The sequence below is a fragment of the Sulfurisphaera ohwakuensis genome, assembly GCF_009729055.1.
Taxonomy (GTDB): domain Archaea; phylum Thermoproteota; class Thermoprotei_A; order Sulfolobales; family Sulfolobaceae; genus Sulfurisphaera; species Sulfurisphaera ohwakuensis.
Genome location: NZ_CP045484.1, coordinates 229,490 through 242,001, shown reverse-complemented (window position 1 = coordinate 242,001; position 12,512 = coordinate 229,490). Strand labels below are relative to the sequence as shown.

Annotated in this window: 15 protein-coding genes, 1 tRNA gene and 1 pseudogene; 7 read left to right on the top strand and 10 right to left on the bottom strand. The window is 33.1% G+C overall.

Annotated features, from left to right (window positions below; translation table 11 throughout):
- Positions 1-25: 25 nt before the first annotated feature.
- A complete protein-coding gene (locus D1869_RS01500; RefSeq protein ID WP_156013620.1) occupies positions 26-826 on the bottom strand; it encodes a sulfide-dependent adenosine diphosphate thiazole synthase in 801 nt (266 codons plus the stop codon).
- 78 nt (positions 827-904) lie between these two features.
- Between D1869_RS01500 and D1869_RS15855 the strand changes: the two genes are divergently transcribed.
- Both D1869_RS15855 and D1869_RS01490 read left to right on the top strand, forming a co-directional pair.
- Positions 905-1,111, top strand: coding sequence for a TRASH domain-containing protein (locus tag D1869_RS15855; protein ID WP_156013619.1), 207 nt, complete (start codon positions 905-907; stop codon positions 1,109-1,111).
- Positions 1,057-1,695 (top strand): UbiX family flavin prenyltransferase, encoded by a 639-nt coding sequence (locus D1869_RS01490; RefSeq protein ID WP_375781465.1) that lies wholly within the window; start codon positions 1,057-1,059, stop codon positions 1,693-1,695. The genes D1869_RS15855 and D1869_RS01490 overlap by 55 nt, the downstream gene beginning before the upstream one ends.
- Here D1869_RS01490 and D1869_RS01485 read toward each other — a convergent pair.
- Genes D1869_RS01485 through glyS form a run of 6 tightly spaced genes read right to left on the bottom strand, consistent with a single transcriptional unit; the run spans position 1,658 to position 5,739 of the window.
- The gene (locus D1869_RS01485; protein ID WP_156013617.1) at positions 1,658-2,050 is read right to left on the bottom strand and encodes a hypothetical protein; all 393 of its coding nucleotides are present in this window, start codon (positions 2,048-2,050) and stop codon (positions 1,658-1,660) included. The genes D1869_RS01490 and D1869_RS01485 overlap by 38 nt on opposite strands.
- 38 nt (positions 2,051-2,088) lie before the next feature.
- Positions 2,089-2,631: a tRNA-intron lyase gene (gene endA, locus D1869_RS01480; protein WP_156013616.1), complete on the bottom strand. Its 543-nt coding sequence runs from the start codon at positions 2,629-2,631 to the stop codon at positions 2,089-2,091.
- A 1-nt stretch (position 2,632) separates the two neighbouring features.
- A complete protein-coding gene (locus D1869_RS01475; RefSeq protein WP_156013615.1) occupies positions 2,633-3,262 on the bottom strand; it encodes a DUF47 family protein in 630 nt (209 codons plus the stop codon).
- A 23-nt stretch (positions 3,263-3,285) separates the two neighbouring features.
- On the bottom strand, positions 3,286-3,684 hold the full coding sequence (locus D1869_RS01470; RefSeq protein WP_156013614.1) for a hypothetical protein: 399 nt from the start codon (positions 3,682-3,684) through the stop codon (positions 3,286-3,288).
- Positions 3,681-4,037, bottom strand: a complete 357-nt coding sequence (locus D1869_RS01465) for a hypothetical protein (RefSeq protein ID WP_184650952.1) — start codon at positions 4,035-4,037, stop codon at positions 3,681-3,683. The genes D1869_RS01470 and D1869_RS01465 overlap by 4 nt, the downstream gene beginning before the upstream one ends.
- Entirely contained in the window at positions 4,024-5,739 is a 1,716-nt protein-coding gene (glyS, locus tag D1869_RS01460; RefSeq protein WP_156013613.1) for a glycine--tRNA ligase, read from the bottom strand. The genes D1869_RS01465 and glyS overlap by 14 nt, the downstream gene beginning before the upstream one ends.
- A 41-nt stretch (positions 5,740-5,780) precedes the next feature.
- Here glyS and speB point away from each other — a divergent pair, with 41 nt between their 5' ends.
- Positions 5,781-6,668, top strand: coding sequence for an agmatinase (gene speB / locus D1869_RS01455; RefSeq protein ID WP_156013612.1), 888 nt, complete (start codon positions 5,781-5,783; stop codon positions 6,666-6,668).
- On the opposite strand, the gene D1869_RS01450 is transcribed toward speB, so the two are convergent.
- A complete protein-coding gene (locus D1869_RS01450) occupies positions 6,655-6,801 on the bottom strand; it encodes a DNA-directed RNA polymerase subunit P (protein ID WP_010978314.1) in 147 nt (48 codons plus the stop codon). The genes speB and D1869_RS01450 overlap by 14 nt on opposite strands.
- A gap of 85 nt (positions 6,802-6,886) precedes the next feature.
- Between D1869_RS01450 and yciH the strand changes: the two genes are divergently transcribed.
- On the top strand, positions 6,887-7,189 hold the full coding sequence (yciH, locus tag D1869_RS01445) for a stress response translation initiation inhibitor YciH (RefSeq protein ID WP_010978313.1): 303 nt from the start codon (positions 6,887-6,889) through the stop codon (positions 7,187-7,189).
- Positions 7,190-7,235: 46 nt separating this feature from the next.
- On the opposite strand, the gene D1869_RS01440 is transcribed toward yciH, so the two are convergent.
- Positions 7,236-8,162 carry a transcription initiation factor IIB gene (locus D1869_RS01440; RefSeq protein WP_010978312.1) on the bottom strand — a complete coding sequence of 309 codons (927 nt, stop codon included), beginning with the start codon at positions 8,160-8,162 and terminating at the stop codon, positions 7,236-7,238.
- A gap of 145 nt (positions 8,163-8,307) precedes the next feature.
- On the opposite strand from D1869_RS01440, the gene D1869_RS01435 reads away from it, so the two are divergent.
- Both D1869_RS01435 and D1869_RS01430 read left to right on the top strand, forming a co-directional pair.
- Positions 8,308-8,574 (top strand): TIGR00304 family membrane protein, encoded by a 267-nt coding sequence (locus D1869_RS01435; RefSeq protein WP_010978311.1) that lies wholly within the window; start codon positions 8,308-8,310, stop codon positions 8,572-8,574.
- 46 nt (positions 8,575-8,620) lie between these two features.
- Positions 8,621-8,711: transfer RNA gene (locus D1869_RS01430), tRNA-Glu, on the top strand.
- A 168-nt stretch (positions 8,712-8,879) separates the two neighbouring features.
- Here D1869_RS01430 and D1869_RS01425 read toward each other — a convergent pair.
- Positions 8,880-10,002 (bottom strand): annotated as a pseudogene (locus D1869_RS01425) (IS110 family RNA-guided transposase).
- A 438-nt stretch (positions 10,003-10,440) separates the two neighbouring features.
- Here D1869_RS01425 and fdhF point away from each other — a divergent pair.
- Complete coding sequence (gene fdhF, locus D1869_RS01420; RefSeq protein WP_156013611.1) at positions 10,441-12,405, top strand: formate dehydrogenase subunit alpha; 1,965 nt, start codon at positions 10,441-10,443, stop codon at positions 12,403-12,405.
- Positions 12,406-12,512: the final 107 nt, after the last annotated feature.

Genomic DNA, 12,512 nt, shown 5'->3' with positions numbered 1-12,512 from the left:
GAAATAAAAAATATAATAATAGGCTTTAAGAGTAACGGAGATCTTTTATAATTATTTCAGCCACTCTTTTACCAGATAAGACCATAGCACCAAAGATAGGACCCATTCTAGGTAATCCTCTCACTTCAGTCACAGCCATACCAGCAGCATATAAACCAGGTGCAACCATACCGGTATTTTCTACGGTCAATTCTTCAGCTATCTCACTATATGCAGATTTTTCCCCAGGAATAACTATGTTTAATTCCGGAATTTTTCTTGCAGCAACAGAAATTACTTCAGCATCATGACCAGTAGCATCAACAACAGCTTTCGCTGAAATAAATAAGGGATCTACATGTAACCCAGCCATTTGTGTTGCAGTCCACTCTACTGCAACTCCTACAACTTTTAGAGGATTTTCTCTAAATATTACATCATCCACTGTTACTCCATGAATGATCTTAGCTCCAGCGTCAATAGCTGAAGCTGCTAACTTTGCCATAAATTCCGCTGAATCCACTATATAAACTCCTTCTTCAACTTTGTTTAATTTAATTTTCATTTCTTTCAATATTTCATCAGCTGGTGATTCAATAACTATCTTATGAAATAACATAGCACCGCCACCAATACCACCACCAAAACTTAATCTTCTTTCAAAAACTACAGTTTTTAGACCAGCTTTAGCTAAGTAATATGCAGCAGTCATTCCAGAAGGACCAGCCCCTACTATAACTACGTCACTTTCTACTATATCCTCCCAGTCTTGAAAAGTATACTTCAAAATGTATTTACTTATTTTAACCTCATCTACTTGTTTAACCTTTATTGAATTGGAATCCATGAATTAAGTAGATTATAAACTGGCTAATATAGCATTTTTATGAAAAATCTATTTATTTTATAACCCAAATTAACATCTATGCCTTTTCAGTTAGACACAAAAGTGAACCAATTACACTGTAGCTGGTGTGGCAAAATAATAAGAGATAATCCTATAGTAGTTAAAACATGCTGCAATAATAAGCCATGGGTTTTTTGTAGTAAACAATGTTATAATAATTGGGTGAGGGAATGGATAAGGAGACAAGAACAGAAAGTAGGGACAAGAAAAGGACAGTTATTGTAGGTATAAGTGGTGCTAGCGGAATAATTTATGGTATAAGAACAGTTAAGGCACTAAAAGAGTTGGGTTACAAAACTGAAGTTATTTTAAGCAAAGAAGCAAAAAAAGTAGCTAAAATAGAATGTGATATTGATTTGGACTCTTTCTTTAAAGCTCAAGACTCTATTATTTATGACGAAGATCAAATAGAGGCTCCTCCTTCTAGTTCAAGTCATATAGTAGAAACAAGAGGAATGGTCATAGTACCATGTAGCATAAAAACCCTAGCAGAAATTGCTAATGGAATCGCGTCTAATTTATTATCTAGAACAGCTCTTAATTTTTTAAGAGTCAGAAAAAGACTAATCTTAGTAATACGAGAAACACCCCTAGGGACTATAGAATTACAAAATGCTCTAAAGGTTTCTAAAGCTGGAGGAATAATTATGCCCGCATCCCCAGCTTTCTATCATTCACCACAAGGTGTTGATGATTTGATAAACTTTGTTGTAGGAAAAATTCTTGATTTGTTAAAAATATCTAATTCCTTATATAAACATTGGCACACTGCTACAGCAAATCATATCCCTTGTGACCAAACCTCTTAGACAATATATCTTTCATTTTACTATCATATTCTTCTTCTTTCTTTAACTCTCTCTCCATATCTTCCCCGTTTTCATTCCTCTTTATGGCAAAAGCACATTTATTACCGGGCAATAAGGCCCTTTTTTCACAGTAAGCGTATTGACAATCACCGGTTATACATATATCTCCAACCCACATACAATATCCAATTTTTTGAGGAGTCCCTTTAATATATTTCTTCTGTATATTAAGTGCTTTTTTATTACATCTAAAATAAGGACAGAGATAATTACATTTTTCTCCTAAAGGCATAGGTTTTGGCTCGTCAGCATTAAAGCTAGGTTTTTGCCTAAAGGTGCCGTCTCTGGGATTCAATTATTTATCACCCAATTTTTATTAAGCCTATAATCATATTACATCTTCAACCATTTAAACATTATGTATCTTATTTTTCCGTTAGTTAAATTAACAATACCCAAAATAAGTTCTTTTCTGGTACTGTGTGAAACTCTTCCAAATCCTAGAATCTCATTAGATGAGATCTGAGAATTCTCATCAAGAGCTATAACTAAATAAGGAGCATGTTCAATTCCAGGACCTATGGTGTAAACGGCAAAGTCTGCACCATACTTAATTCCAGATCTTACTACATATCCTTTCTCTCTTAAATCCTCATAAACACTATAGAGTATACGAAATCTAGGAATTTGTGTAACTCCTATTTGATATAATCTCTCAAAATCTAATCTTTCACCATTTGAAACAATCTCTAACTTACCTTTCTTAACCAGGTATACTCCTTCTATTAAAGATAATATTAGTTCAGAATTTATTTCTTCAGCAGATTTAGGCTTTGAAATACCAATAGGCTTACCATAATATCCCATTTTATAAATTGATCTAGCATCTTCAATATTTTTTATAAGAATCTTATCTTTTACTAATTCACCTATCATTCTATTCCCTTAGATAGCTAATGTAAAGTATATTATTTGCGGTATCACGTAATAAGTCTGCACAATCTTCTAATCTGTCACCTATGTCTTTTGTTAACATCATAAATGCAAGTTCACTTTCTTTTTCAAACAATTTTAACTCAAAGTTTCTATATAGATCGTCTACTTCTTCTTCTATTTTTATAATATTCCTAGCTTTTTCAGCTGACTTTCTAGTATTAAGAGATAACAGTCTAAAAGATTCAAGAGCATTACTGGTTGCAGCAATTAATTTTTCTATCATACTAATTAATAGCGATTGGATTATCTTATCTTCAATTTTTATTTTACTTTGCAAAACTGTATATCTATAAGATACTGCACTTAAATTTTGCGAAACTTTTTCTATATAATTTAGTATATCTAAGTATAAACTTGCTGTTTCTATTCCTTCTTTAACTTTTATAATGTATTCACCCAGTTTATATTTAGAATCTTCGACTACAGATTTTAATCCATCAATTTTAGAGTAAATCTGCATATGATTCACATCATTTTCCATAAATTGTTGGTATAATAATCTAAGCTGATCCAATATATTATTTAATATATTTTGCACTTGCTCCTCTATGTTTAATTCTGGAACACTCATTCATGATACAAAGTAACTCATGGTTAATAAATAAATTGCATCACTAATGACCTTATCTTTTCCAGTATTTCAATATCTTTTTCTACATCCTCTTTAAATGACAAGTCTATTTCCATAACTTTTCTTAAAGCGTTTTCCTCATCTTTAATTCCAACAACATAAAAATAATTCATAATACCCAATGCCTCCTCTTTTATTTTTTTATCATTGGAACTAGCTATATGCTTGACTATATTTGATATACCACTTAATATTTCCTTTCTAGTTCTTCTCATTCTTTTTAAAATTCTATAAATTCTATCCGTCTCAGCATTAGGTAATTCTATTAAATTTTCTAGTTCCTCGAGATAAGAGTTATGTTCTTCAATAACCTGGTCAAATTGAAGTAAAACTCTACCTATCTCTATATCACTTTCATTCATTTAGAAGCCCTCACGCTCACTGTACTGTTATCCTCAAGACCTAATTTTATCATGTCTGCATCATTTCCATAAATTTCTGTATCTGGCAATCCATCTTGAATAATAACCTTAAACTTAGCTCTTTTTCCCTTTATGGATACCTCTGCCTCATCACTTATTCCTAGTTCTGTGGCTAATTTACTTGAAATTAAAATAATGCCTTGATCTACATCTGGTCTCTTTTTCATTTTCACTCTCTTTTCTTTAGGCGGAGCTTTACTCTTCTTTAAAGAAGATGCAGGAGGTATAATATTTACTAACGATTTTACATCAACCTTCTTTTCCTCTTCTTTTTCATCCTTACTCATTTTCATTATTAATTACTTTACCTACCTTATTAAACTCTTCACCCTTAAACAACCTTTCTAATACCGAGACAATATCGTTAATATTAACTCTTATTTGCTGCCAAGTATCCCTGTCTCTAATAGTTACAGAATTATCAACTAAAGTCTGTGGATCAATCGTTATAGAATAAGGAACACCAATTTCATCAGCTCTAGCATATCTTTTTCCTATACTACCAGAATCATCAAAAATTGTATCAAATCTTTCTCTAACGAGATTATATACTTCTTTAGCCTTGTTAATAAGCTCCTCCCTTTCTAAAAGTGGAAATACAGCAACATCATAAGGAGCTAAATATTTAGGTAATGATAACACTATCCTTCCTTCTTTCTCCTTATAAGCATTTAATAGAGTTAGATATAAACATCTCTCAACACCAAAAGAGGGCTCAACTACATGAGGTACGATTTTTTCACCGTTAACTTTCTCTTCCTTCTCTAATATTTTTACATAACTAGATATGTTTTTGCCATTTACTTTCTCATTTGCCTTAATAAGTTCCTCTATTTCTTCTGGTTTCTTAGAAGATATAAAACTCATAAAATTCTTTACAAATTCTTTATCTTCCTTATTTAGAGAATCTTTATTAATTACAACTATCTTTCTCTTTATAGTTTTTGGCTTATCATATTTTTTGAAAACAGTCATATCTTGTCCACTATACTTCATATGTCTACTTAAATCGTAATCAGTTCTATATGCGTGCCCGGAGATTTCAACTTTTTCGTCTCCTATAACAACAATTTGATCAAAAGTTTGCTTAGAATAGTGCGCTCTTTCATGAGGTAATTTTTCTTCAAAATAATATGATTTCATACCTAATGCGGTGACAAATTTAGCAGCAGTAGCCATCCAATATAACATCCAAGGATTCAATACTATCTTCTCATTTAGAAGTTCTTCAATACTATATTCTTTCGGTTTTTCATTCTTAAGTTTGTCTTCTCCCCTTAAGATATTAAGCTTCATATTGCCGAATTTTTCAAGAGGTGGATTTACATTACTTTCTGGGTCAAAGAAAAATTCTACTTCCATTATGGTAAATTCTCTCATTCTTATTAGACCTTGCCTAGGAGAAATTTCATTCCTAGCGACCCTACCTACTTGTGCAATGCCTAAAGGCAACTTTTGCCTAAATGCCTCAAAAACTCTCTTAAATGAGGTAAACATTCCTTGTGCTGTTTCTGGTCTTAAAAATCCTTGATTACCAGCATATGGACCGATATTTGTAGTAAAAAGCAAATTAAATAATCTTACCTCACCCAATTCACCACCACAAGCAGGACATTTTAGCCCTTTTTCTCTAATTATTCTATCTAATTCTGATGGCGAAAGACCCTCAACATTTATTTTAGCCAATTCTTCAATAAGATGATCAGCTCTATAAATTTTATGACATTTTGTACATTCAACAATTGGATCTGTAAAGTTTTCCACATGACCACTAGCTTCTAATACTTTATAAGGCGTTATCATTGGTGTCTCTATTTCTACTACAAACTCAGAATTATCATAGATAAAATATCTTCTCCATAACTCAATAATCTTATTTTTTATTTTAACACCAATAGGACCAATATCATAAAGTCCTGCAACACCACCGTAAATTTCATATGAAGGCCAAAATATTCCTCTTCTTTTCGCCAACTCAATTAACTTCTCACTCATACGAGATAAGCATATAAACAAGATTAAAAATTTCTACTCTCATGTCAGATAGCAGGTTATTATACTTAAATGAAAATAGTAGATTATTTGCCGGATTTAATAAACCAACATCTCCATTTGTTGTAATTGGTCTACCATTAGATATAACAAGTAGTTTCAGACCCGGTTCCAGATTTGCACCATCTACCATAAGAGAGTATGCACAATTTATTGAGTTTTATTCTATAAGAACTGGAATAGATATGGGAGAAGTAGGATTTAATGATGTAGGAGATGTAGTAATGCATCCGTCTGATGTAGAAGAAAATATAAGAAGAATATCTGACGTAACTAGTTATTTTGCCGAAAAAGGAAAAATAATAATAGGTATAGGTGGAGAACATTCTGTCACTGTAGGAACTGTAAAAGGAATTAAAGCAGACTGTGTACTTAGTATTGACGCACATCTAGATCTTAGAGATGAATATATGGGTTATAAATACGACCACGCCTGTGTTATGAGACGAATATCAGAACAAGGAGTTAAAATAATGGAAATAGGCACAAGAGCTATCTCTAAAGAAGAATTAGATTACGCAAATAAAAATGGAATAGCTTACCTTACACCGCACCAAATAAGATTATTAGGAGTAAGAGAGACTGCAAAGAAAATTGTTAACAATTTCAGAGATTGTGAAAAAATCTATGTAACATATGATATGGATGGGATAGACCCTGCCTATGCTCCAGGTGTAGCTACTCCAGAGCCTGAAGGATTAGACCCAACTACAGTACTAGATATTATATCGCTTATAATAGATAAAAGAGTTGTAGGCTTTGATGTAGTAGAAGTTTCACCACCTCATGATCCATCTGGAATAACCTCAGTATTAGGAGCCAGAATAATCTTAGAAACATCTGCCCAGATTTATAAGGCTAGATCGCTTTAACAACCTTCACTGTAGGTTTTCTTACCATATAGATTATTTTATAGCCGCAATAAGGACATCTCACACCTGGAAGAGCTCTTAATTGTTCGTCATCAAATTCTCTCCAACAGTTACCACACCTATATTTTGCCATAAGAGATAATAAAAACCTCATAATTAAAAACCTAACTGTTAACAGAAAAGTTGAAAAATCCCAAATACAATAAAAATCTTTGAGAATGTCTGATAATCTGTGTGGAGGTCTACCACCCGAAATTTGTGAACAATTAAATAAAGAAGAACAATTCATAAAAATAAAAGTAGAAAAAAGAAGATATGGAAAAGAAGTAACAATAATAGAAGGCCTTTCTGGTTCTGATGTAGAATTAAAGAAAATAGCCTCAGAACTCAAATCAAAGCTTGCTGCAGGCGGAACAGTTAAAAATGGAAAAATAGAATTACAAGGAGATCACAGAGAAAGAGTAAAAGAACTTCTTATGAAAATGGGTTACCCAGAATCTAACATCATAATAATAGAATAAAAAGAAAGAAAATAAAAAGAGTTAAACTAAGAAAAAAGTTAAAATTTTATTGGTTTGGAATTTGAATTTTTAACTCTTGTGTTAATTCCTTATATCTATTTCTAACAGTTACTTCTGTAACACCTGCAATCTGTGCAATCTCTTTCTGTGTTCTTCTTTCATCATTAAGTAAGGCCGCTATATAAATTGCAGCAGCCGCCAGACCAGCAGGATCTTTTCCAGCCGTTAGACCAGACTCTTTAGCTTTCTCAATAATATCTATTGCCATCTTCATTGTAGAACCGCTTAAGCCTAACAAACTACCAATTCTAGTAACATAATCCTTTGGATCACTGACAGGGACATTAATATCTAATTCTCTTAAAATTAATCTATAACATCTAGCTACTTCTTTTCTGTTAGCCTTTGTAAATTGAGCAATTTCATCTAATGTCCTTGCCATCTTCATTCTTCTACAAGCTGCATATATAGATGCTGCAACAACACTTTCAATGCTTCTGCCTCTCACTAATCCTTTCTCAACAGCTTTTCTATAAATTAAAGCAGCCTCATCTTTTACAGCCTTTGGTAAATTAAGCAAGTTTCCTATTCTCTCTAACTCATTCATTGCTTGTGCTAAGTTTCTATCTATAGAAGATTGTATTCTTGCTCTAATTTGCCACTTTCTCCATCTTAATACTTCTAATCTCCTCTTTGGATCTAAAGTTCTACCCATTGCGTCTTTGTCTTTCCAATCAATTACAGTGGATATACCCATATCATGTATAGTCTGATTTAATGGACCTCCAACTCTACTTCTTTTCTCTTTTTCTTCTGGAGTGAAAGCCCTCCATTCGGGCCCCTGATCAATTGCCCTTTCTTCTATCACTTCCCCAGTTTCCGTACAAATATACTCTCCTCTTTCCTCATCAAAAACTATTTTATCTGGAGGACAAGGAGTAGCAGAAGCTTGAGATTTATTACTTTCTGACATAAAACCACCCAGAAGAGGGAAACTTTTTAAAACCCCTTATAAACTTTATGCTTATACGTATATATAAACTTTTCTAGCATTTAATAAATATAGAAGAAATTAATCCGAATAAAAGTTAAAGGATAACAAAATAATAATATTATATATGAAGCTAATCTATGCAGGAATAGGTTTAATATTTCTAGGTATAATCATTTTAACTTTAGCTTCTATTAGCTCAACTACTGTGTCTACAACTACAAATGGAGGCTTTGCTGGCGTAGTATTTTTAGGACCCATACCTATAGTATTTGGAGCAGGTAATCCTTCTCAATTACCCTATCTATTTATATTTGGAATATTATTTACGATAATTGCATTAATTTTCTTCGTCTTACCATGGATAATAGGACGTAAAGCAAAATATCCGTGAGAAATTAAGCTTAAACTTTTTATGCTTATAATTTTAATATAATAACGCCGCGGTAGTATAGCCCGGTCAAGCTCGATACGCCGAAAGTATGCGGGCCTCTCAAGCCCGTGGCCCGGGTTCAAATCCCGGCCGCGGCACTAATTTTTAATTAAATACAATGTAAATTGAGAATTTACTGTTGAAGTCATAAATCACAAGGGCGTTCAGTAATAAATCTTTCGGTCATACTTCAAGAATAGTGTTAGCTAAGATTGCCACGTGGGCCATCTAGACCCACGTGGCGATTAAGGGGGAGGGACCTTTAATCACTTAGGCTCATAAGGCTTATTATTATACCAAACACTCCATACAATCCTAGCCAACTTCCTTGCCAAAGCAGTATATAACTTCTTACCTCGTAACCTATCCTTATGAGACTCATAAAACTTCAACAACGTTGGATTCCTAGAATAATTCATCTTTGCCAAGAAGTAGAATAAACTACGCAAATACTTATTACCCCTCTTCGAAATCCCCCTACTTATCACACCCCTACCACTCCTCTCAACAATTGGGTCTAAACCACAATAAGCAACAAAAGATTCTGGCTTAGGAAAGCACCTAATATCACCAACAACCCCCATGATAATCCCAGCTGCAAGCCTCCCAATTCCCGGGATAGTCAACAAAACGTGATCCTCGGGAACTTGCTCCTCAATCATCCTCCTAACCTCTTTCAACCTCTCTTGCGTTTCCAAGAGTGTTTTTGCCAATACTCTTATTTCTTCGAGTACTATTGGTGTGTATTCTAGGTTGTAGAGCTCTTCTTGTGTAAAATCCCCATTTGCGAGTTTTTCTAACCTTTCCTTGTTTATCTTGTCGTTGTCACTTACTAGGAATAGTGTCCTCTTTAGCCTGTTCTCGTATTTTACTTCCATGTCCTTGAGGAAGAGGTAGAGTGTTACTAACTCCTTCAAGGGGTTGTATTCATATTCTTTAGCCTTGTCAGCCATGTTTTCTAATTTTTCAGCGTCATAAAAATCTGTTTTCTTTCCTCTAAACTCCTTTTCTCTTGATAATACGTTTGGACTTACTTGTAGTACTTTTACACCCTTCTCCTTGAAGTATTGGCTTGGTCTTATTGCGTATACTCCCGTAGGTTCAAGGACTATTGCGCAAGGTTTCATCTCAAGGATTTCTTCGTAACCCTTCAAGTTGTTCTTGTATTTTCTTTCCCTCCCCCTACTTGTAATTAGATAATCTTTTGATACATCTATTCCAATTACCCCTACCTCTTTGTCACACCTCCCACGGTTGCAAACCCAAGTTTGTTAGAGACGTTAGTATGTAGTGCCTATATTCGTGGATTTTTCCACAATGTTCAGTCCGACGGTAGGGGTTTGTCACGCCCTTGACCGAAGACTTTGCTTCAGTTCTTTCCTCGATCATGTTTCCCCAGCCGAGGAGTATTACTCCCCCCGGCTAATAAAACCTATATAGGTTATCTTGTCTTTAGACGTGCCCTTATATATACTAATTTGTTATATGATTTAATTCTATGAAATTCTGTCTTATACTAGCTTTTATATAAAAAGTAAAGTAACATATCTTAATGGATTCTAAGGTATTCTAATAGTCTCGCCAATTGCTAGCCGAATGCTAATGTTAGTAAGAAGATAACATAAGATTATAACTATACTTTTTTCCATAAATTGAGTATCTAATCGAAATTAAACATAATTCATATTTTTAAATTCTAAGAAAATAACTATTATATCCCTTCAGTATTATTTTTTATTCTATTATTATTAATTACAATATATCAAATATTTACTCTAAAGAACTATTTAACGCAAATTTTTATTTATAAGAACGCATAGTAACATAATGGAAACAGTAAAGAGCATTTGTCCATTTTGTGGAGTAGGATGTGGTGTTGAATTATATGTAGAGAGTTCGACTATTATAAGATTATCTCCAGTTAAAGAACATGTTGTAAGTAGGGGACACTTATGTGGAAAGGGAACTCTGGCATATGAACCTATTTTTGCTTGGGATAGATTGACTTACCCTTTGAAGAAAGTTAAGGGAGAGCATATAAGAATAAGTTGGGAAATAGCGATAAAAGAAATAGCTTCTAAACTTAAGGAAATAATTCAGCAATATGGTAGCGACGCAATAGCATTTTATGGTGGGTGTCAAAACACTTTAGAAGAAGACTATTTAATGCAGAAATTAGCAAGAGCTATGGGTACTAATAACATAGATTCTTGCGCTAGAGTATGCCATGATCCTTCAGCAACTGCATTAAAGGAAATGGTTGGAATAGGGGCTTCATCAGTTTCCGTAGAAATGATCCCTAGAATGAAAGTAGTAGTAATCACGGGAGAATCTATTACTGAAAGCCACCCCGTATTATCTCAGTATTTGACCGAGGCAAAAAAGAACGGTACTAAACTCATTGTAATAGATCCTAGAGTAACTGGGACAGCAAAATTTTCTGATCTTCATTTAAGATTAAGACCAGGAACAGATATAGCATTGTTTAATGCAATAGGAAATTATTTAATTGAAAATTCGTTAATCGATGAAAAGTTCATTAAAGAAAGGGTGATTGGTTTTGAAGAATATGCTAAAGGAGTGTCAAAATACGAGTTAGAGTACGCTGAAAAGGTAACAGGAGTAAGAAGAGAGAATATAAAAAAGTTTGCTGAGTTAATTGCCCAAAAAGGAGTAATATTTTCATGGGGACTTGGTTTAACTCAGTCTTCAGGGGTTAATGGTGTTAGAGCTTATATAAACTTAGCATTACTTACTGGAAATATAGGAAAGAACGGAGGACTTTTAGTATTTAGAGGACAAACTAATGTTCAAGGTTCAGGGGATCTTCTAAAGCCAGATAAATTTCCTAACGGTACAATGGATGAAGAAAACGCTAAAAAATTAGCAGAAATATGGAATTTTCTACCACCAACTAAACCTGGATTATCAGTAACTGAAGCATTATTAAGAGATAATAATATTAGGGCTATCATATTCATGGGATTTAATCCCTTAATCAGTTTACCAAATAGAGAAAAAGTTGAAAGAAAATTAAAGAGCCTAGATCTATTGGTAGTAATTGACGCATTTATGACAGAGACAGCTAGTTTAGCACATTATGTTTTGCCAGCCGCAGTATGGGCTGAGAAAGAGGGTTCAGTTACTAATTTGGATAGATTAGTCAAGTGGAGATTTAAAACTATAGATCCTCCAGGGGAGGCTAAGCCAGATTATGAAATATTAAAGAAACTTGCAGAGGAATTAGGCTATAATTTTAGCTCAGATCCAAAGGAAATTTTCGAAGAGATAAAAAAAGTTGTTCCTTTGTACTCCAATTTAACTTTAGATGAAATCATGGATTATTCTACGAACTCAAGATATCCTAACCATGAGATTTATTTATATGATGAAAAGTTTTACACAGAGACAAATAAGGCGAAATTAATTTTCGTAGAACAGCCAGAAGTTAAGAATGGAATAATATTAATTACTGTTAGAAATGTGACCAGATATAATACCGACGTAATCACTGGAAGAATACCAGGATATGGAAAATATGAAAGTTTAATCTATATTAGCAATGAAGATGCACTAGAATTAAAAATAAGAGATAATGAGGAAGTTTTAGTAACTTCTGAATGTGGAAAAATGAATTTCAGGGTAATGATTTCCAAAGATGTTCAGAAAGGAACTGCAATAATGTATATGCATGATCCTAAAGTTAATTATATCATATGTGATGAACTTGATGAAATTACAAAAACTCCAAAGTATAAGTATACAGAAATAAAGATAATGAAATTGAATTAACAAAAAATTCTTTTTCTACTTCTAACAAACATCTCTTGTCATACTACTACTATTGTAATTTGTGAATATTATCATAATAATAGATTAAGTTGAAATATTTAATTATT